This is a genomic window from Nonomuraea sp. B12E4 (assembly GCF_039871825.1).
GTDB lineage: Bacteria > Actinomycetota > Actinomycetes > Streptosporangiales > Streptosporangiaceae > Nonomuraea.
In genome coordinates, this window is the sequence record NZ_JBDPME010000017.1 from 89,789 (window position 1) to 108,718 (window position 18,930).

An 18,930-nucleotide genomic window follows, 5' to 3' on the forward strand; every position below is an offset into this window, starting at 1 on the left:
AGCGTCGCGTCCGCATGATCAATGAACTGGTCGGACGCCGCGCGGCCCGAAGCCTCGTGTGCCGGCGGCGGTCCGGCCACACCTGAAAACGAGGAACGCATGGAACTGGGCCGTAGACAGTTCATCGTCATTGGTGGCGCGGCGGTGGCCGCCGCCGGGATACCCGCGACGGCCGCGTACGCGGACCCGCAGCGGGGGCCTGGCGGGCATGGTGAGCCTGAGGGCGTGTGGCTTCCGGGTGACACCCACATCCACTGTGATCATTCGTCCGACGGAAGTGATCCGCGTCAGTCGTCGGACCAGCGGCTTCCCGGCAACCTGCCGGTCAGCGACCAGATCGGTTATGCGGAGTCGGTGGGCCTGGCCTTCATGCCGTTGACCGACCACCGGACCTTTGACCAGCACTGGGATCCGCTGTGGAGATCTGACAAGCTGCTGCTGCTCACCGGGGAGGAGGCGAACGGATCGCCGCACGCCATCGTGCTCGGCGGGGTCGACACCGTGGTGGACGGCGCCAACCCGGCGGGCTCGGCGGAGTTCCGTCACGTCCAGCAGTCGATCTGGGACGCGCACGCCCAGGACGCGATCTGGTCCGTCGCCCACCCTGACGACGGCGAGTACACCTCGGCGGAGGGACCCAACGCCAACGCCAGCGTGCAGGGCGTCGATCTCGTCGAAGTGTGGAACACCAGCAACAACCCGGACGCGGAAATCGAGTACGCCGAGAATCGCTGGAACCACGGGTTCCGCTTCGGCGCGGCCGGCGCGTGTGACAGTCACCGCAAGGAACTGCGGCCGGTCAGCGCCCCGGGAGGGCCGACCACCTGGGTGTTCGCCGCCGAACGCTCGGTGCGTGCCGTCCTCGACGCCTTCAAGGCGGGCCGGACGACGGTGTCGGCGAGCCCGTCCGGGCCGTTCGTCACGATCGAGGCGGATGTCGATGGCGACGGCCGGTTCGAGGCCATGGGCGGTGACGAGGTGGTCGTCGCCGACCGCCGCCTGTCGAAGCGGGCGGCGCTGCGGGTCCGGGTCAGGTCCGCGACCGGGATGCGGGTGCTCGTCTACGCCGCGCCGGGCCGCTCGGCCGGCCCCGTCGCGACGTACGTGCCCGACAAGGCGGACCAGACGTACCTGCTTCCGCTCACCCTGAAGGGGGACCACACCTGGTACCGGGTGGAGGCACGCGCGCCGGGAGACCTCTCCGGGCGTGACGCCGACCCGAACCTTCCCGACCAGCTGCGCGGGGCGACCTCTCCGGTGTTCCTGTCCGTGGGGAGGCCCGCCGACCCGGAGCCCGAGACGGCGATCCCGGCTCCGGCCGGCGACGATGATCGCGCCACGCTGGTCCTCGGCGAGGACGGCGAGTTCGCGGGCTTCGCGGACGTCGCGGTCGAGGGCCGGTCCACACACGTGGTCGCCGAGGTTCACCGGGATCACCGGGCGTCGGTGGTGTACCGCAAGCTGGACGGGCACCCCGGCGACAAGAACAAGATCATCGAGCTGCCCGGCGGCTCCGGCACGGCACGGGCGCCGCGGGTGGCGGTCTCCGGGGATGACGTCTGGGTGGTGTGGCAGGACGCCCGCGGTCACGAACAGCCCCATCAGCCGGGCATCTACCTTCGTCACAGCCGCGACGGCGGACGGAGCTTCGAGCCCGCGACGCGGTTGACCAAGGGGCGGGGACGGGCCGAGCAGCCCGCGCTCGCGCTGCTCGACGGCAGGCACCCGGTCGTGGCGTGGGCGGACAACAGCGGTGGCGCGTTCGACGTCTACGTCCAGGTGATCGGCGTCGACCGGGAGCCGGTCAACATCTCCGCCGCCGGCAAGACCACGAACGCCGGCACGCCGGAGGACGCGCGTTCGCCCATCTACCCGGCCTCTCTGTTCCCCTCGGTCGCGGTCACCGGGGACCGGGACGTCATCGTGACCTGGCAGGACAACCGGTTCGACCCCGACCCGGGGTGGACCGGGCACACCCCGCCGCCCGGCGAGCCCGCCAGCGGTGGCACCAACCCCGACAACTGGGAGATCCTGGCAGCGGTTCGGGCCGGTTCGTCCCAGAAGTGGGGCGATCTCGTACGGGTGAGCGGCAACGACGACGCGGCCGACCGGCACCCGAGTGTCGCCGTGGACCAGGACGGCGCGTTCGTCGTCATCTGGGAGACCAAGACGCTTTCCGCTTCCGGGGCGAACCTCTCCCTGCGAGCGAGCCGGTCCACGGACGGCGTGACCTGGTCGGCCCCGGAGACCGTGGGCCTCGACGCCGACGCCATGAGCCAGCGGCCCCGGCTGAGCACCGACCGCGACAAGTCGGTCCGCGCGGTCTGGTACGACTCCCGCTCCGCCGACTGGCGCTGGAAGGTCTTCATGGCACGCCGGGACCCGCGATCGGGCTGGACCGCACCCGTCCAGTTGAGTACGCGGGGCAACGGCACCTGGCCCGCCATCGGCAACGGAACGGTGGTCTTCACCAGCGACCGTCAGGCCAAGCGGAGCCAGCGCGACGCGGTCCAGCAGATTTACCTGATCCAGCAAGGATGACGTCGAGGGGTGGGGCGGCACCGCACCCGCGGCCCCGTCCCACCCCTGCCGACGATCCCGCCCTTGGTACGCGCCCGCCTCGGCATGCGGCCCGAGGTCCTCATCGATCGCCCTCGGCGGCCACCACCCCGGTACTGCGACAAGCCTGCCCGGCCGCCTGCCTCGATGTGGAGGGCTGAACCGCGCCTGGCCGGCCCGGAGATCAGCCCGTGCCCCACCCGCTCTGGCCCCCGCCGCCGAAATACTCCCTGATCTCGAAGAAGTGCTTGCGCGCCCACCGCCTGCCCGCCTCGATGAGCTCGGGCGAGCCGCTGTTGAGGTAGTCGGTCGCGATTTCTGACGTGCCGCGCCGGTCAAGCAGGGTTTCGAGCCGGGCGAGCGATTCCGGTCTGCCTATCTTGATCGCTGCTCTCAGAATCGCGCGTAGCTCACCGGCCTCCACCGCCTTGTCCAGCGCGAGGGCGTACACACTCGGGTCGTGGCGGCGCAACCGGGCGCAGAGCTTGGCGGCGGAGCCGGGGTCCGTCCAGGTGCGGTCGCGCCGGCTCGCGCTGGGGGGACCCAGAATGAACCCGCCCCAATGGTGCCCGAGGTCGATCAAGCCCGCGAGTTCGAGAAGCTGGAGTTCGGCCAACCGAACGTTGGCCATCGATTCCGGGGTCAGCCCGAACCGGTTCCGCAGGCCGGTGTCCGCGCCGAGGGCGAGCAGTCCTTCGACGACACGCTCATTGCCCGAATAGTACGCATGGTGCAGGAGGGAGTTGCCATCCGTGTCCCGGTCCCGATTGGGAGGCTTCAGGGTGAGCGGCTTGCACTGGGGGACGACCTCGTCGACGAAACCGTACGCGCGGGCCTGCTCGGCGGTGAACGAACGCGCCGCCCTCATATCGGCGAGGACCTGCTCGATGGTGCGCCCGGTCTGCTCAGCGGTCACCAGCGCCACCTGGCGCAGCGCCGAACGCACTCCCCGATCGTGCGGGAACTTCCTGATCTCATCCGCGTTCGGTGGCTTGCCTGTCATGACGCGGCTGTCCGGGGGCCGGCGCATCACGACGCGGGCGTGCGGCAGGGCATAGCGCTTTCCCCTGGTCCCCGCGCCCAGAACGAAGAGCCCCATGCCCGTGACGAGCCCCGTCGCGTACGTCACGACATCACAGACGACAGAGTCGATGACCTCGACGATGTCGAGACCGGCCTGGACCGGACCGTCGGAGGAGTCGATCAGCACCACGATGTCGGTCCAGGGATCGTCATGCGCCAGCGACAACAGGTCAGCGGCGATCCGCTCGGCGTTGTCGTGCTCCAGTCTGTGGTCGAGCACGATCGTACGCTGACGCAAGAATTGCTCACGTGTGAATGCCCGCGTTGCCGGGCGCCCCTCGGACGACTGCGGACCGGCGCCGCCTGGAACGTGCAAGTGATCGGTTATCGCCATCCCCTGTCGTACGTCCTTGACACCCCACATCAGTTCTACCCGCCGTCCCACAGATTCGTCCCGCCTTTCGCCGAACCAGCCGCCCGAGATGAGATCGCGCCGGTGCGGGGGTGGCCCCTCGGCGGCCACCCCCTGGGGAAGGCGTCAGCAGATGGACGGCTGGGCGCCGCTGCTGAGGTTCGTTTCCGGGATGAAGCCGACGATGCCGCCACCAGGCCGCGCGTACACCAGGTCCCAGAACACGTTCCCGGTCTGGATGTAGCAGACCGACTCCACGGGTGGTGCCCGCGGGCACCACCGGCTGGAGCGTGAATATATTCGCCCGGCTGAAGGTCATCAGTGGCACGCGCGCGTATGGCCATGATCAGACCACCCGCCGAATTCGGCAGAAAGATGTTTCGATGGAATCCGAAAGTCCTGGGCCAGGGACATGAAAGGCGCGGGCCCACTGAGAGAAATGCCGATCAAAGGGCGCAGGAAACCGGTTCGCGGGCACCGGAGTGGCGCGGTACGATCGCCCGTGGCGGTTTCCGGCCGCCTCTGGGTCCGCGGGCAGAGCTGCAAGCTCACCGGTTTCACCAAGCACATCGACGGCATGCCTTTTCCCGCCCGATGACGCGGACCCGCGGGCGACAAGGGAAGGACTGCCTTGTCCGATCAGTTGCGTTCGCTCCCCGACCAGCCGAGTCTCCGCTACCTGAAGCTCGAGGCGAAACGCCGCCTCTCCGCCGGGGAGTTCGACAGCCGAGGTCGGTGTCCACCATGCCGTCGGCGGGCGGTCTGTGGACCACGGCGGCCCTGGTCATCAGACCGGGGCGCGCCAGCCCGGGCGGCGGCGAGCCCTGGGTCGTCGTCGCCAACCGGCAGGTCTCGGTCGAACCCATCAACGAGCGCTTGGTCATCCCCCTCGCCTGAGCAGCCCGCGCGGCGGCGGCCCCCGCGGCGGCGCACGGGGGACGGCCTCCGCGCGGCGGTCGGCCCCCCGGCAGCGCACGGTGGCGCGCAATATCACGAAATTGGCACGCAAAGCCATGAGTCCCCCGGGGGCCAGGGAGTAGAACTTCTGGCACCAAGGTGTCCACCGGCGTTGGGCGCGGCGGGTATCGGCCATGTCCTCAGCGAGGGGAAGCGACCATGACGTCGAGGGACGCAATGCCCGCGCTCGACCAGGTGACCCGGCAGCGTCTCGGCCCGCCGATCATCGACTGCGCGGGCGGTGGCAGGGCGGGCTTGCGGACGCTGCTGTTCGCCATGGGCGTGATGGTGGCGGGGTCCGCGTTGCTCGGGGTGAGTCCTTCGCTCCCGTTCCGGGCGGTGGCGATGGTCGCGATGGTCCTCGGCCTGGCGCTTCTCATCGTGGGCGTGGGCTTGATCTTCGCCGGCGCCAGGCAGGCACTGCGGGGAGCCGAGCACTATTACCTGCACACAGGCGGCCTGGTGTACGTGCGGAGGGGCCGGGCGGCCACGACCACCTGGTCGGAGGTCAGGTCGGTCACCCGGCGGCGCCCCACCGGGCCCGCCCCCGCCGCCGGGATCACCATGACGTCGGTGCTGGGATACGAGATCGCCACGCGGAGCGGAGCCCGCTTCCACCTCAAGGTCGGCGATTTCGCGGGAGACGAGCGGTCCCGCTTCTGCTTTCTGCTCGAAGAACTCGCCACCCGCGCCGGAGCCCGCGTCAGGGGCTGACCCCCCATAGGAACCCGGCGCCGATTTTTCGCCACGCTGCTGGATCTTGTCCGCGCCGGACCCCGGACCACACCGGTGTCCTGGACCGACCTCCTGGTGGACGGCGGCTTCCGGGAGAGGTGAGCACCTGCCCGTGACGCTGTTCAGCCCGCGCGTTCCCAGGTCTGGAGGACTGCCAGCGCGTACGCGACCCGGGTGTCCAGACGCTGAGGGTCGAAGCGGTAGGTCTTGCTGAGGCCCCGGTAGTCCAGGACCGTGCCCGCACCGGGTGCGTGCCACCGGGTCCGGGCCGGGCTGCTGAAGGTGTAGTCGTCGGCGGTGCCGTCGAAGAACGAGTAGACGGTCACGCAGAGCACGAGCAGGAGCCAGGCGGGGGCGGTCACCACGTAGGTGAGCCACGCGTACCAGGTGCCCACCTTGCCGGTGACCGGCTGTGGCGGGTCAGTGAGCCGCGCCGACCACCGCACGCGCCGCGGCCAGGACAGGAGGCGGGCGTCCCGGCGGGTGATGCGCGCCAGAAGGGCGCCGTCGGCCGCGCACACGTCGTAGACGTCCGGGGCGACGGGACGGACCGAACACCACGGGCCGCCCTCCAGTCCGGGGTGGATCCAGAAGGGCACGGGTGCCTGGCGGGTGAAGCGCCGAGTGACGTGAGGGGTGAAGACCCGCGCCAGCGGGGTGTCCCCGGGGCGCCGGGCGGTCGACAGCCGGATCGTCGAGGCCATCGCGGCGCCGGACGGCAGGTGGGCGGCTCGTGGATCGTGGACTGGCACGGGGTTGTTCACGAGGACCAGGAACGAGTACTTCACGGTGTCATCCAAGCGGGGTAGCCACCCCAGAGGGGCCGTTTTCGGACATTCAGCCCCACTTCCCCGCGACCGACTTCCGGGGACCATCGGATACGAAACATCCAAAAGTAACTCTTCTACCTCACACATGTGATTTCTCCATGAAACCCTCCTGAACGTGACACCTTCATGGGAGCAACACCGACCCAGGAGGGCATGTGCGTCTGCAACGCGCGTTGTCGATCTTCACCGTGGCGGCATCCATGATCGCGGGCTCCGCTCCGCCCGCGTTCGCCGCGGCCACGTCCACCACCCCCACCCCGGCGAACTCAGGACCTCGCGGATGCGACCCGATCGCCGGGACCGAATGCCTGCTGCCCTTCCCGAACGACTGGTTCACGACCGGCGCCCACACACCGACGGGCCTGCGGCTCGCCCTCACCGACGCGATGACGCCCGAGAACGCCACGGGCAAGCCCATCGACCCGGCCGCGTGGAACCTCTCCGACGGCTTCTCGCCGGGGTCGATGCTCCTCGCCCAGGTGCCGGGCCTGGACCTCGCCAGGACCGGTGCCGCGCCGGTCACCGACGTCGGAAGGTCCCTCGACCGGGACGCGCCGATCGTCATCGTGGACACCCGGACCGGCCGGCGCTGGCCGTACTGGGCGGAGCTCGACGCGAACGCCACCGACCCGGCGCGCCAGGCCCTGATCATCCGCCCGGCGAAGAACTTCCTGGAGGGCCACCACTACGCCGTCGCCCTCCGCGACCTCAAGGACTCCTCCGGCGCCCGGATCGCGGCGCCCGCGACGTTCACCCGCCTCACGGGGACCAGGCTCAACGGCGGGGACCCGCTCGCCGCGCGCCAGGACGCGCTCCGCGGCACGCTCAAGGACCTCGACCGGGCGGGGGTGAGCCGCAAGGGCCTCTACCTGGCCTGGAACTTCACCGTCGCCAGCGAGCAGGGCATCGCCGGGCAGGTGCTGCGCATGCGTGACGACGCGCTCCGCGGCCTGCGCGGGCGGTCGCCGGAGTTCACCGTCACCTCGGTCACCGACTTCACGCCCGAGCAGGACGCCGGCATCGCGCGCGAGGTCAAGGGCGAGTTCCTGGTGCCGAACTACCTCGACCGGCCCGGCGGCCCGCCCGGTGCCAAGCTCAACCGGGACGCGCACGGCGACCCTGCGCGCTTCGGCGACGACGTCCGCGCGCGGTTCCAGTGCGAGATCCCGCGGGCCGCGTTCACCAAGCCCGCGCGGCCCTCCCTGTACGGGCACGGCCTGCTCGGCAGCATCTCCGAGGTCCACGCCTCCAACGTCCGCGCCATGGCCGGTGAACACGACTTCGCCTTCTGCGCCACCGCCTGGATCGGCATGGCCGCGGAGGACGTCGACAACGTCACCGGCGTGTTCGGCGACTACTCCCGCTTCGACACCGTGGCCGACCGCCTCCAGCAGAGCCTGGTCGACTTCGTGTTCCTCGGCCGTATGATGATCACCAGGGACGGGCTGGCCGGTGACGAGGCGTTCCAGGACGACAGGGGCCGCTCCCTGATCGACTGGCGCGCCGGTCTGGCCTACGACGGCAACAGCCAGGGCGCCATCGCGGGCGGCGCCGCCGTCGCCGTCTCCCCCGACGTGCGCTTCGGGGTGCTCGGCGTCCCCGGCATGAACTACAGCACGCTGCTCAACCGCAGCGTCGACTTCGCGCCGTTCCAGCAGGTGCTGGACGCCAACTACCCGGACAAGCTCGACCAGCAGCTCTGCTTCGCGCTGCAGCAGATCCTGTGGGACCGGGCCGAGACCGACGGGTACGCCCAGCACCTCGGTGACGACCCGCTGCCCGGCTCGCCCCGCCACCGCATCCTCATGCAGGTGGCGTTCGGCGACCATCAGGTGGCGAACGTCACCGCCGAGGTCGAGGCCCGGACGATGGGCGCCCGTGTCCACCAGCCGGCGATCGCGCCGGGCCGCAACCGCGACGCCGTCCCCTACTGGGGCATCAAGGCGCTGCCGCGCGGCCCGTACGCGGGTTCGGCGATGGCCGTGTGGGACAGCGGCACTCCCGCTCCCCCGGTGGCCAACACGCCGCCCGCCGGTGAGCAGTACGGCGTGGACCCGCACGAGGACCCGCGGGCGGACGCCACGGCGCGGGTGCAGAAGGCGCGGTTCCTTGAGCACGGTGTCGTCGTCGACGTCTGCGGCGGCCGCCCCTGCACGGCACCGCACGCGGAGTAGGCGAGGCCCCGCCCGCCACGGCGGGCGGGGCCGGAACCGTGACGGTCAGTGCGCCGCCTCCAGCAGGCCGAGGTCGCGCAGGTTCTCGGCGGTCTCCACGATCGTCGTCTCGGCGGGCCGGGGACGCCATCCGAGCTGCTCCCGGGCCCGGTCGTTGTGGATGATCGGCCGTGGCGGGTCCTCCCCCGGCACCTCCTGGGTGGGCACGCGCGCGGCCAGCGGGCCGAGCCGCCGCCGGAGGATCTGGGCCACCTCCAGGAAGCTCAGCGTCGGGCCGTCCGCGACCGCCAGGAAACGCTTGCCCGCGGCCTCGGGCGCGGCCATCGCGCGGATGTGCAGGTCGGCCACGTCGCGTACGTCGGCGACGCCGAAGCGCCGGCGGGGCGCGACGCTCATCGTCCCGTCGAGCATCGCCTTGATCAGCTCCATCGAGGAGCGCAGGCCGGTCGTGAGGGAGGGCCCGAGGATGAACGTCGGGTTGACCACGACGAGCTCGGTGCCGCCGCCGTCGCGGCCCATCAGGTCCCACGCGGCGCGCTCGGCGATCGCCTTGGAACGCGGGTACGGCTCCAGCCCGGGCGTGTCCGGATCGGTCCAGTCGGCCTCGGTGAACTCGGCGCCCGGCTTGGGGGTGTACCCGATGGCGGCGAAGGACGAGGTCAGCACGACGCGCCGGGCGCCCGCGGCGCGCGCGGCACGCAACACCCGCAATGTGCCCTCACGGGCGGGGACGATCAGCTCGTCGGGGTCCTCCGGCTGGAGGACCGGGAACGGCGAGGCGACGTGGTGGACCTCCTCGCACCCGGCCACCGCGGCGGGCCAGCCCTCGTCGGACGTCAGGTGCGCGGCGACCACCTCCAGACCGGCGTCATCGGCCCGGCCGCGGCGCACCGCCGCACGCAGGCCGGCCTCGTGTGCCAGTGAGCGCACCGTGGCGCGTACCGGACGCCCGGCCTTCAGCAGCGTGGCGATCAGCTGCGTCCCCAGGTAACCGGAGCCGCCGGTCACCAGAACCCGGCTCGTCCGGGAGACTTCTTGAGCGGTGAAAGCTGTCATACCGGGCAGCAGAACATACCTCAAGCGCTTGAGGTCAAACGCGGCCGGCGGGCAGGCGCGCGGGTGCCGGCCCACGCGTGACGGCGTCGCGACCACCCTCCGCGATCGACGATCGCGGCTCTCGGGGGCCAGGAAAGCCTTACCGCCACGTGATGTCACCCATTGTATTCGTGACACTACTTTTAGTGAGACTTGGTGGGACGGCCAGCGCTACCGCCCCACCCCCCACGTTCCGAGGAGACAGCATGCCCTCAATCACCAAGTCTCGCCTGGCCGTCGCCGCCACCATGCTCGCCGTGACGGCCGGGCTCGCCGGCGCCGCGGGCGGCGCCCTGGCCGCCAGCGCCCTCCAGCCGGCCAGCAGCTCCCGATACCTGCGCGCCGGCGGTGCCATCAGCGGCGACGGCGTCATCGCTCACCACCACGGCCTCGTCTCGGTCACCCGCGTCCGCGCCGGCGTCTACTGCGTCCGCACCGAGCTGAGCGATGTCCGCCGTGCCATCGCCCTCGGCACGGCTCGCCCTTGGGGCCGCGTCGTCACCACCCTCACCACCCCGCACAGCGAATGCGACAACCGGCAGGACACCATCCGGGTCACCGTCGCCGACCACAACCGCGCCGCCGTGGACGGCGACTTCACCATCGCCCTGCCCTGACCCGGCCCCGCTCCCAGGCTGCACCGGCCGCCGCCCGAGAACGCACGCGGGCGGCGCCGGAAGCGGCCCTCCGCCTTCCGACGGCAGGCGGGCACGCCGTGGTCACGGGGTGAGGTCGGACTCGTCCCAGATCCGCAGCACGCCGTCCGCCCCCGAGGTGACGAGCACCTGACGGCCGTCCACGATCGCCGGCTCCATCGCCGTGACGTCGTGCGCGCCGACCCGGCCGGCCTCGGTCCCGTCGGCGGCGTCCCACAGTCGCAGCGCGCCCTGGTCCGCGGTCACCACCACAGGCCGTCCGCCGGGGGTCATCACCGCCGCTTCCAGGGGCCCGTCCGAGGCGGCGACCGGCTCGTACAGCGGCAGCCCGTCCGGCTGCGCGTCGAGCGGCCACACGTACAGCTCTCCCTCCTCGGTGCCCCCGACGACCACCGGGCGCCCCGCGAGGGCGCAGGCCGTCACGGCCCACACCCGCCCCTCCTCCGGAGCGAAGTAGCCGAGGTGGGCGAGGGTCCCGGCGTCCCACACCTCGGCCTCCGACCCGCCCGCCAGGATCAGGCGGCGACCATCCACCCGGGTCGCGGCGAGGCAGAACGGCGAGCTCACCTGGCCGAGCACCGTGTCCGTCCCGTCCGGCGACCAGAGCCGCACCTCCTCCGAATACTGCTGGGCGGTGACGAACGCGCCGTCCACCGCGATGACGTCGGCGAGGTAGGCGCCGTTGAATGGTGTCCGCCACAGCAGCTCACCGCTGTCGAGATCCCAGAGAGCGGGCTCCTGCTCGTCCCCGCCGGCCGCCAGGAGCAGTCTGCCGTCGGCGGACAGCGCACCGACCATGTCGATCACGTTCGCGGCGTCGGGGAACTTCGCCATCGACGGATCCTCTGCGTGCGCGTACGGGAGAGGCCGCGGCATCCATTCCCCGGTCGCGGGAGCCCACGTCAGCACCTGACCCCACTTTTCCGCGCAGACGATGAGGGTTTGTCCCGCATGGTGAACAACGGAGAAGTCACGGATCGGGGAGCCGGTGGGGATCTGTGCGCTCGTGATCATCCGGGGATTTTAGCGGTCGCGCGGCATGTGTCCCGTCTTGCTGAACGGGAGGTGCGAGCCTCGATCCGCTGCGTGGGCGGGTTCCTCCGGCAGGGACCCCAGCAGGGTGAGGGCGTCGGCGCTGGGCGAGCCGGGCTCGGCGTGGTAGACGACGAGCAGTTGCCCGTCGGCACCGGTGACGGCGAACTTCTCGTAGTGCAGTTCGAGGTCGCCGACGATCGGATGGCTCATGCGGTGCACCCCGCCGCCCGGATGCGGCTTGGCGTCGTGGCGCGACCAGAGCCGGCGGAACAGGTCGCTCTTCACCGACAGTTCGCCGACCAGGTCGGTCAGGCGCGGGTCGTCGGCGTCCGGGCCGGCCATCGCCCGCAGGGCGGCGACCAGGCTGCCGATCCGGTTCTGCCAGCCGGGCAGGAGCTCCTGCACGGCGGGGTCGAGCAGCACCGACCGCAGGATATTGCCGCCCGGGGTGAAGATCGGCGACAACGCCACGGCCAGCCGGTTGGCCGCCAGGACGTCCTGGAACGGGCCCTGGACGTAGGCGGGGGTGGTGTGCCAGGCGTCGAGCATCGTTCGCACGCCTGGCCGGATCCGCTCGGGGCTCCGCCGGCGAGGCTCGGCCGGGGAGCCGAGCGCGTGCAGGTGCGCGGTGGCGTCCTCGTCGAGGCCGAGGGCGCGGGCCAGCGCATCGAGCACCTGGGGCGAGGGACGCCGGTCGCGGCCCTGCTCCAGCCGCGTGTAGTACTCGGTGCTGATCCCGGCGAGCATGGCCAGTTCGTCCCGGCGAAGTCCCGGCACCCGCCGATGGCCGTTGGCGGGCAGCCCGACGTCTTCGGGCCGGATCAGCTCGCGCCGGGCCCGCAGGTATTCGCCGATCAGATTCACGCCTTCGACCATAAACCGGGCAGGGTCCCCGCTGGGTAGCCCTGGCGGCCCCCCTCTCACCAGGGGAATAGCTGATGTGCCCGGCTTCGGCGCACGCTACCGCCATGACAACACGAACGTGGCTCATCACCGGCGGCAACAGCGGTTTCGGCCGGCACCTCAGCGAGCAGCTCCTGTCCCGCGGCGACCGCGTCGTCGGCACCTTCCGCGCGCCCGGCAGCGTTGACGATCTGTCGGCCCGCTGGCCGGACGCCTTCCGCGCGGCCCACCTCGACGTCACCGACCCGGCCGAGACCACCACGGTGGTCGACGAATCCTGGGCCGCCCTGGGCCGGATCGACGTCGTGATCAGCAACGCCGGGTACGGCCTGATGGGCGCCGCCGAGGAGCTGACCGACGAGCAGCTCGTGCACCAGATCGCGACCAACCTGACCGGCTCGATCCGGCTGATCCGGGCCGCGCTGCCGCACCTGCGACGGCAGGGCGGCGGCCGGATCCTGCAACTTTCCTCGGTCGGCGGCCAGGCGGCGTGGCCGGGCGGGTCCCTCTACCACGCGACGAAGTGGGGCGTGGAAGGGTTCGCGGAGGCGCTGGCGGGCGAGGTGGCGCCGTTCGGCATCGGGGTCACCATCGTCGAACCGGGCGGGGCCCGTACCAACTTCCGCTACGGCGGTTCGGTGCTGGCCGACCGCATCGAGGACTATGACGGCACGCCCGTCGCGGCGATCCGCCGCATCCTCGCCGAACGTACGACCCACGGCGTCGGCGACCCGGCGCTGATGGCCACCGCGATGATCGCCAGCGTGGACCGGAACCCGGCGCCCCGCCGCCTGGTCCTGGGCAGCGACGCCTACCAGGCCCTCGACAACGCGCTGAACGCCCGGCTGGCCGACGTCCGCACCCAGCGCGAGTCGGCGAAGACGACGGATGCCCCGCTGGCGGGCGTGACCACCGGCGGCCCGGCCGACCTGGACGCCGGGTAGCCACGGGCCGCGCGATCGGACGGGACGCCCTGCCCGCTTCTTGCCGAGGCCGACCGGATCCGGGTCAGTGCCGGCCGGGCAGGCGTACGTTGGGGAAGATCGAGGCGAGGGTGGGGCTGCCGGGGGTGTACAGATCCAGCGGGTCGGCGCGGATCGCGGCGTCCAGGGCATGGGCGTCGTCACCGACCAGGATGCGCCAGGTCCCGGCGCGGACGCCGTCGAGGATGACGGTCACGGCGTCGGCGGCCGACAGCGGGGCGTTGTCCCGGAAGCCCTCGCCTATGGCCTTGACCATCTCGCGTACCTCCGTGTCGCTCAGCTCCTCGGCGGCAACGCCGGCGGTGGCGACGACGAACGCGCGGGCCGCCTCGATCTCCTCGGGAGTCATGTCGCCGTCGTCGGAGCCGCCGTGTGCCCGGCGGGAGTTGATCACGATGTCGGTGCCGATGTGCCCCGGCATCACCAGGGCGACCCGTACGTGGGGCGCGTTGGCCCGCAAGTCCATCAGCATCGCCTCGGAGAAGCCCTTGATGGCGAACTTGGCGGCGCTGTAGGCGGTGGACGGCATGCCGGGACCGGAGGCCCAGAACCCGTTGACGCTGCTGGTGTTGACCAGGCAACCCTCGTCACTCGCGATCAGCAGCGGCATGAACGCGCGTGAGCAGTTGTACATCCCGCCCCAGCAGACGTTGAAGGTGCGCTCCCACTCGTCCTGCGGGCTGGTGATGAAGCTGCCGCCGCCGGCGATGCCCGCGTTGTTGAACAGCAGGTTGATGTGGCCGGTCCGGTGCCGCTCGACGACCTCGTCCCGGAAGCGGGCCACCTGGGCCGCGTCCGACACGTCGCAGTGGTGGGTCGTGATGCGCGCATCGCCGGATGCGGCCTTCCCGGCGCGCTCGGCGGTTGTGGCCAGGGTGTCCTCGTCAATGTCGCAGGTGGCGACCGAGCAGCCGTCGGCGGCCAACTGAGCGACCAGTTCCCGGCCCATCCCCGTGCCGCCTCCGGTGACGACGGCCAGTTTTCCCGTGAACGACCTCATCGATCATCCCCTTCGTCTGAGCCCAGACTCCCAGGCACGGGGCGAACCATCAATGCGTTTACGCACGCGAACACCGGGCGTCGCCGAGGACCCGGGACGTCGGGTGGTCAGGCCGCCGGGCGCTGGTCCGCCGGGTGGGGTTGCACGAGGACCGGCACGTCCGACACGACCACGACGGAATACGGCAGGCCCGGGGACGGGGCGTCGGTGCCGACCAGGTCCTCCAGGACCGGGGACTGCGTGCGCTGCGCGGGAAGGGTCAGGTGGAACGGCCCCAGCGGCTCCCCGCCCTCCGCGCAGAAGGTCAGCTCGACGTGGGCCTTGCCGGAGCTGATGTTCAGCAGGCTGAGCTGGTCGCCGGGCATGCACCCGTCGGCGATCGCCATCTTCCAGTTTCCCACCATGGTGCTCATGTGCGACTCCTGTCTGACTGCTCCGGCAGTCCCCCCGTTACCCCGGCAGAACGGGATCTATCGCGGAGTCGTGATCGAGCTTGCCGTGCCCTCACGGAAGGGCCGCCCGGTCCCTGCCCGGGGACCGGGCGGTGACGGTCATCCGTCGTAGGGCTTGGGCAGGCGCATGCCGCGCTCGGCCATGATCTGCCGGACCCGGTTCGGGTAGTCCGTGATGATGCCGTCGATCCCCATGTCCATGAGGGCCTCGATCGTGGCGGGGTCGTCGCAGGTCCACGGGATGACCTTCAGGCCCCGCCGGTGCGCGTCCGCGACCATCTTCTCGTCGACGTAGAAGCGGAAGGCCGGGTCGCCGATCGTCCCGTTCTGCGGGAAGCCGTACACCGGGGACAGGGCGGTGACGCCCGGGACGGCGGCGGCGGCCCGGACGAAGTCGCCGCCGAAGTCGTCAGCGTCGATCCCGCCGAGCCATGGGGAGGCGCCCGGCTTGCCCACTTCGAGGAAGTCGTAGTTGGTCAGCGCCACCAGCGGCCACTTGCGCGCCAGCCGGTGCATCTCCTTCAGCGCGCCCCAGTCGAAGGACTGGATGGTGACCTGGTCCTCGATGCCCGAGGCGCGGATCTCCTGGAACACCCGGCGGACGAACAGCTCGCGCGGCGCGGTCTGCTCCGGTGCGCCCGCTTCGACCTTGGTCTCGATGTTCAGCTTGACCCGCTTGGCCCGGTAGCGCTTGACGAGGCCCAGTACGTCCTTGAGCTCGACCATCCGGAAGCCGTGGACCACCTCCTGCTCGGGGAAGCCGGGGAGCTGCTGGTATCCACAGTCCATGGTCTTGATCTGGGCCAGGGTCAGATCCTTGATGAACTTGCCGACGTAGGGGAACATCGGGTCGCCGGGGCTGACCGGCGCGGTGTCGCGGCACTTCTGGGCGCTGATCTGCCGGTCGTGGTTGACCACGACCTTCAGGTCCTTGGTGACGTGGGTGTCGAGCTCCAGGGTGCTGACTCCGAGGCGCAGGGCCTTGGCGAAACCCTCCAGCGACTCCTCGGTCGTCATGCCGAGGCCGCCGCGGTGGGCCTGCAGGTCGAAGTGGGCCTTCTGGTGCCGCACACCGTAGTCGTCGGCCGTCGAGGCGTGGGCGGCCGGCGGCAGGACGAGTACGGGAGCGAGGGCCAGACTCAGTAGGGCATGACGAAGGTGCACGGGATGCTCCGCTTGTGGGGTCCAGATGACCTTCGCGAGGCTAGGGTCCCGTCAGGGCCCTCGTTGCGGCGACGGCGTGATGGGGTCGTGAACGTTCGAGAAACGCTTCCGGCGACGACCGGGCGCCCGGGAAGCCGGCGAGGAGGCAGGCCGCATCGGGCCGGGCAGAACAGCCGTCTGCCCGGCCCGGCATCGTGCGGTGCCGCCGCTGCTCCCCCCGATGCGGCGGCGGCCCCTGGCCGTTGCCTCGGGATCCCCGGATCCGAGGCCCTGGCCTGACTGTGTAGGTATCCGCAGGGAAGTAATGGGATTCCCTGCGGAAGGTTGATTGTGTGGATAGTCACATCACCCGGCCCAGACCCGAGCCGGGTGCAGGGGAAATCATGCCAATTGACCGGAGCGTCGGGAATGCGCCTTTTGATCGCTATGAGCGGTTCACCGGGCGGTGCCGCAACGCCTGAATACTCGGCACGTCCACAAGCTGTCGAGAGGATCGGACATGACGTTCCCCACCGCGCGCCGGGCCGTGCGGTCGCTGATCGCCGTCGCCACACTGACCGCCGGCCTGGCGGCCGGCACCATCGGTGCACATGCCGACGACGACCCCCGAGTCGATGAAATCCGGCAGATCCTGGCCCAGCTCAAGCCGCTGGCCAAGCCGCCGGTGTGCGATCAGGTGCCGGAGCCGGACCGCTGGGAGCACGTGGGAACCCCGGACGAGGGTTCCGACAACGTGATCATCTCAGCCCACCGGGGAGCGAACACCCTCGCCCCCGAGAACACCCTGAAGTCCTACGAGTACGCCTTCGCCTACGGTGTCGACCTGGTCGAGGTGGACGTCCAGCAGACCAAGGACGGCCAGTTCGTCGCGCTGCACGACTCCACCGTGGACCGCACCACCAACGGCACCGGCAACATCACGGACCTGACCTACGACGAGGTGCGCGCCCTCGACGCCGCCGACTACGAGCCCTGGAAGGGCGGCGAGTACGACCCTGCGCAGATCGCCTCGCTGGAGGAGATCCTCGCCCTCGCCAAGCGGGCCGGCCGGGGTGTCGAGCTCGACATCAAGGCCTCGGTGACCGAGGAAGGAAAGGTCGCGGACCTGGTCAAGAAGTACGGCCTGATCGAAGAGTCGATCTTCAACACGGGCGACCCGCGGGTCTTCGTCTCCGCGCCCGACGCCCGGGTCATCTACAACCGCAGCGACTGGGAGCCCGGCTTCCTGATCTACGAGATCGGGCAGATCGCCAAGGTCTTCGGCTCGACCCTGGCCGAGTACACCCCCGAGTCCGTCGCCGCCGCCCACGACGCGTGCGCGATCGTCCTGCCGCACGCCTACGACGCGGGACCTGACCAGGAAGTGGCCCAGTTCCAGCTCGCCCGTTCGATCGGCGCCGACGGCGTGCAGACCAACCAGCCCGCCCTCATCGTGGCCGCGGCCGGCGAGGCCGTCGACTCCAAGATCGTGAGGAAGCGCGGCAACGGTCACGGCGACGACCGCGAAAGCGGCCGGAAGGACGACCAGGTGTGCCTGGTCAACGCCGACAACGGCTTCGGCTTCCCGGGCAAGACGGTGCACCTCGCCAAGGGCGACGACGGGAAGGGCATCGACCTGGTCACCGGTGACGGCGGCTGCGCGGACGTACCCGCCGGGAACCTGCGCGGTGCGAAGGTGTCCTTCGCCGGCGACGGCGCCGTCCACGCCTCCACCGGACGCGCCTGAACCAGAGGGGCCGGTGAGCCCTTTCCGGATGAAACCGACGCCGCCGCGGGACTCCGTGGGCCAGGCCAGCGCCAGGTCGAGGGGCGGAAGGTCGCCGACCGGCAGGTAGGCGACGCCCGGCCGGGGGTGGCGCCGGCCTTCTGCTCGACGACACCTGGGGCGGCGTCGAGGAGGTCCCCGTACTCGGGGCGGAGGACCTGTCCTTCCAGGACATGGCGGGGATCATGTCCGAGGCCCTGGAACGCCCCGTCCGGTTCCAGCGGGTGTCGGGGCGCGGACTTCAAGGCCCGGATGATGCGGTCCGGCACGTCCGAGGCCATGGCACAGGGAGCGCTGGACATGATGCCGGCCAAGGACGCCGGGCTGGACAACGCGGTGGCTCAGGCCGGCCGTCCTCGCGTGAGGAGCACCCAATGCAATCAAACCTATGCGTAGTGTGCCAAACTATGGCACTCGCCTGATACGTACGAGAGAGATGCATGTCCGGTTACGCGCTCGTCTTCGTGGTCCTGTTCCCCCTGATCCTCCTGCCGTTCGCGATCAACCCACGGCTCGGCTGGACCCTTTCCCGATGGCAGTACGCCAACCCGGACGCCAACGAACCGAGCGAGGCGGCCTTCGCGTTCACCAGGTTCATGGCCATCCTCGCCATGATCATCTGCGTGGCGGTCGGCCTCTGGATGTACTTCTCCACCCGCAATCTGGAAGAGAAATTCGCGCAGGACAAGGCGGAGTGGGCCGCGATGGACAAGGAGTCGCGGCGGGAGACGGAGTTCCACGCTTCACACGCCCTGGGCCTGGTGCGGAACGCGGACGGCGGCCAGATCCTCGGCTACTGGGCGCTGCCGAAGGCGAAGAAGCTGACCGTCTTCTACCGGCCGTCCCCCTGCAACCACCTCCTTTACGGCGCGGCCGAGGAGGACAAGCTCTCGGTGACAATCGAGATGAGCGAGGAGACCACGCTGGAGCACCACGGCGATCCCTGCCCCGAATCGTCGTCCGGCGAGAAGGTCAAGACCAAGGCCATCGACCTGCGCGAACGACTCGGCACCCGGGTCCTGTACACCACCGAGAGCAGCCAGCCGATCGAACGGTGCGACGACTGGAAACCGCTGTCGGAGCTGTGTGAGAAGGCCAGTAAGCAGTACGTGCGCGAACGGCCGCGTGCCCACGCGGGCACGTGACGGCTCCCCGTGGCGACCGGTGGTGAGGCCCGCCAGGCCGCC

General features: G+C 70.7%; 17 protein-coding genes. 8 read left to right on the forward strand and 9 right to left on the reverse strand.

Going from position 1 to position 18,930, the window contains the following annotated elements; genetic code table 11:
* The first annotated feature begins 99 nt into the window (after window positions 1–99).
* Window positions 100–2,541, forward strand: a complete 2,442-nt coding sequence (locus tag ABGB18_RS31730; protein WP_347699313.1) for a CehA/McbA family metallohydrolase — start codon at window positions 100–102, stop codon at window positions 2,539–2,541.
* Between the two features lie 202 nt (window positions 2,542–2,743).
* On the opposite strand, the gene ABGB18_RS31735 is transcribed toward ABGB18_RS31730, so the two are convergent.
* Window positions 2,744–4,006 carry an ATP-dependent Clp protease proteolytic subunit gene (locus ABGB18_RS31735; protein ID WP_347699420.1) on the reverse strand — a complete coding sequence of 421 codons (1,263 nt, stop codon included), beginning with the start codon at window positions 4,004–4,006 and terminating at the stop codon, window positions 2,744–2,746.
* Window positions 4,007–4,120: 114 nt separating this feature from the next.
* The gene (locus tag ABGB18_RS31740; RefSeq protein ID WP_347699314.1) at window positions 4,121–4,252 is read right to left on the reverse strand and encodes a hypothetical protein; all 132 of its coding nucleotides are present in this window, start codon (window positions 4,250–4,252) and stop codon (window positions 4,121–4,123) included.
* Window positions 4,253–4,729: 477 nt separating this feature from the next.
* Between ABGB18_RS31740 and ABGB18_RS31745 the strand changes: the two genes are divergently transcribed.
* On the forward strand, window positions 4,730–4,891 hold the full coding sequence (locus ABGB18_RS31745; protein ID WP_347699315.1) for a hypothetical protein: 162 nt from the start codon (window positions 4,730–4,732) through the stop codon (window positions 4,889–4,891).
* A gap of 219 nt (window positions 4,892–5,110) precedes the next feature.
* Window positions 5,111–5,665, forward strand: coding sequence for a hypothetical protein (locus ABGB18_RS31750; protein WP_347699316.1), 555 nt, complete (start codon window positions 5,111–5,113; stop codon window positions 5,663–5,665).
* A gap of 143 nt (window positions 5,666–5,808) precedes the next feature.
* Here the strand turns inward: ABGB18_RS31750 and ABGB18_RS31755 are convergent, their stop codons facing one another.
* Window positions 5,809–6,474 (reverse strand): hypothetical protein, encoded by a 666-nt coding sequence (locus ABGB18_RS31755; RefSeq protein WP_347699317.1) that lies wholly within the window; start codon window positions 6,472–6,474, stop codon window positions 5,809–5,811.
* A 197-nt stretch (window positions 6,475–6,671) separates the two neighbouring features.
* Between ABGB18_RS31755 and ABGB18_RS31760 the strand changes: the two genes are divergently transcribed.
* Window positions 6,672–8,690 carry a hypothetical protein gene (locus tag ABGB18_RS31760; protein ID WP_347699318.1) on the forward strand — a complete coding sequence of 673 codons (2,019 nt, stop codon included), beginning with the start codon at window positions 6,672–6,674 and terminating at the stop codon, window positions 8,688–8,690.
* 45 nt (window positions 8,691–8,735) lie between these two features.
* Here ABGB18_RS31760 and ABGB18_RS31765 read toward each other — a convergent pair whose 3' ends face one another.
* Window positions 8,736–9,746, reverse strand: coding sequence for an NAD-dependent epimerase/dehydratase family protein (locus ABGB18_RS31765; protein WP_347699319.1), 1,011 nt, complete (start codon window positions 9,744–9,746; stop codon window positions 8,736–8,738).
* A 245-nt stretch (window positions 9,747–9,991) separates the two neighbouring features.
* Between ABGB18_RS31765 and ABGB18_RS31770 the strand changes: the two genes are divergently transcribed.
* Complete coding sequence (locus tag ABGB18_RS31770) at window positions 9,992–10,402, forward strand: hypothetical protein (RefSeq protein ID WP_347699320.1); 411 nt, start codon at window positions 9,992–9,994, stop codon at window positions 10,400–10,402.
* 102 nt (window positions 10,403–10,504) lie between these two features.
* Here the strand turns inward: ABGB18_RS31770 and ABGB18_RS31775 are convergent, their stop codons facing one another.
* Both ABGB18_RS31775 and ABGB18_RS31780 read right to left on the reverse strand, forming a co-directional pair.
* Window positions 10,505–11,455: a hypothetical protein gene (locus tag ABGB18_RS31775; protein ID WP_347699321.1), complete on the reverse strand. Its 951-nt coding sequence runs from the start codon at window positions 11,453–11,455 to the stop codon at window positions 10,505–10,507.
* A 9-nt stretch (window positions 11,456–11,464) separates the two neighbouring features.
* A complete protein-coding gene (locus ABGB18_RS31780; RefSeq protein ID WP_347699322.1) occupies window positions 11,465–12,340 on the reverse strand; it encodes a helix-turn-helix transcriptional regulator in 876 nt (291 codons plus the stop codon).
* 104 nt (window positions 12,341–12,444) lie between these two features.
* Here ABGB18_RS31780 and ABGB18_RS31785 point away from each other — a divergent pair, with 104 nt between their 5' ends.
* Window positions 12,445–13,323: an SDR family oxidoreductase gene (locus ABGB18_RS31785; RefSeq protein WP_347699323.1), complete on the forward strand. Its 879-nt coding sequence runs from the start codon at window positions 12,445–12,447 to the stop codon at window positions 13,321–13,323.
* Window positions 13,324–13,387: 64 nt separating this feature from the next.
* Here the strand turns inward: ABGB18_RS31785 and ABGB18_RS31790 are convergent, their stop codons facing one another.
* The 3 genes from ABGB18_RS31790 to ABGB18_RS31800 form a co-directional block, all read right to left on the reverse strand.
* On the reverse strand, window positions 13,388–14,362 hold the full coding sequence (locus ABGB18_RS31790; RefSeq protein WP_347699324.1) for an SDR family NAD(P)-dependent oxidoreductase: 975 nt from the start codon (window positions 14,360–14,362) through the stop codon (window positions 13,388–13,390).
* A gap of 107 nt (window positions 14,363–14,469) precedes the next feature.
* Window positions 14,470–14,775 (reverse strand): sensory rhodopsin transducer, encoded by a 306-nt coding sequence (locus tag ABGB18_RS31795; RefSeq protein WP_347699325.1) that lies wholly within the window; start codon window positions 14,773–14,775, stop codon window positions 14,470–14,472.
* Between the two features lie 138 nt (window positions 14,776–14,913).
* A complete protein-coding gene (locus tag ABGB18_RS31800; RefSeq protein WP_347699326.1) occupies window positions 14,914–15,978 on the reverse strand; it encodes a glycerophosphodiester phosphodiesterase family protein in 1,065 nt (354 codons plus the stop codon).
* Window positions 15,979–16,477: 499 nt separating this feature from the next.
* Between ABGB18_RS31800 and ABGB18_RS31805 the strand changes: the two genes are divergently transcribed.
* Both ABGB18_RS31805 and ABGB18_RS31810 read left to right on the forward strand, forming a co-directional pair.
* Window positions 16,478–17,704, forward strand: a complete 1,227-nt coding sequence (locus ABGB18_RS31805; protein ID WP_347699327.1) for a glycerophosphodiester phosphodiesterase family protein — start codon at window positions 16,478–16,480, stop codon at window positions 17,702–17,704.
* A 479-nt stretch (window positions 17,705–18,183) separates the two neighbouring features.
* Window positions 18,184–18,888, forward strand: a complete 705-nt coding sequence (locus ABGB18_RS31810) for a hypothetical protein (RefSeq protein WP_347699328.1) — start codon at window positions 18,184–18,186, stop codon at window positions 18,886–18,888.
* Window positions 18,889–18,930 lie beyond the last annotated feature (42 nt).

Excerpts from the sequence above, each read along its gene's own strand:
- ABGB18_RS31775 (WP_347699321.1), bottom strand. The coding sequence starts at position 11,455 with ATGATCACGAGCGCACAGATCCCCACCGGCTCCCCGATCCGTGACTTC.
- ABGB18_RS31795 (WP_347699325.1), bottom strand. The coding sequence starts at position 14,775 with ATGAGCACCATGGTGGGAAACTGGAAGATGGCGATCGCCGACGGGTGC.
- ABGB18_RS31810 (WP_347699328.1), top strand. The coding sequence starts at position 18,184 with ATGTCCGGTTACGCGCTCGTCTTCGTGGTCCTGTTCCCCCTGATCCTC.
- ABGB18_RS31730 (WP_347699313.1), top strand. The coding sequence starts at position 100 with ATGGAACTGGGCCGTAGACAGTTCATCGTCATTGGTGGCGCGGCGGTG.
- ABGB18_RS31785 (WP_347699323.1), top strand. The coding sequence starts at position 12,445 with ATGACAACACGAACGTGGCTCATCACCGGCGGCAACAGCGGTTTCGGC.
- ABGB18_RS31790 (WP_347699324.1), bottom strand. The coding sequence starts at position 14,362 with ATGAGGTCGTTCACGGGAAAACTGGCCGTCGTCACCGGAGGCGGCACG.
- ABGB18_RS31765 (WP_347699319.1), bottom strand. The coding sequence starts at position 9,746 with ATGACAGCTTTCACCGCTCAAGAAGTCTCCCGGACGAGCCGGGTTCTG.
- ABGB18_RS31735 (WP_347699420.1), bottom strand. The coding sequence starts at position 4,006 with ATGTGGGGTGTCAAGGACGTACGACAGGGGATGGCGATAACCGATCAC.
- ABGB18_RS31805 (WP_347699327.1), top strand. The coding sequence starts at position 16,478 with ATGACGTTCCCCACCGCGCGCCGGGCCGTGCGGTCGCTGATCGCCGTC.
- ABGB18_RS31770 (WP_347699320.1), top strand. The coding sequence starts at position 9,992 with ATGCCCTCAATCACCAAGTCTCGCCTGGCCGTCGCCGCCACCATGCTC.
- ABGB18_RS31750 (WP_347699316.1), top strand. The coding sequence starts at position 5,111 with ATGACGTCGAGGGACGCAATGCCCGCGCTCGACCAGGTGACCCGGCAG.